The organism is Peribacillus psychrosaccharolyticus ATCC 23296 (assembly GCF_000305495.1).
GTDB lineage: Bacteria > Bacillota > Bacilli > Bacillales > DSM-1321 > Peribacillus > Peribacillus psychrosaccharolyticus.
Window position 1 is genome coordinate 1 of sequence record NZ_AJTN02000143.1, and the last position, 270, is coordinate 270.

Here is a 270-nt window from a genome sequence, read left to right on the forward strand (position 1 = left end):
GGTTCGTTCAAGTAAACGCGGCAGAATAGCAAAGACAGAAGGGGTATACCCTTTCGTTGTAGGCGGCTCTCCGACAGCCAAGCCGATCTCCCTCTGTGCCATTGCAACTCGAGTGACTGAATCCATCATCAACATGACATTCAAACCCTTGTCTCGAAAATATTCGGCAATGGCCGTTGCGGTTAATGCACCCTTAATCCTCATTAGTGCTGGCTGATCGGACGTCGCAACCACAACGATTGACCGTGCTAATCCTTCTGGACCTAAATC

General features: G+C 49.6%; 1 pseudogene. It reads right to left on the reverse strand.

What is annotated here, in order from left to right:
* A pseudogene (gene fliI, locus WYK_RS06485) lies at positions 1-270 on the reverse strand (flagellum-specific ATP synthase FliI); the annotation flags it as partial.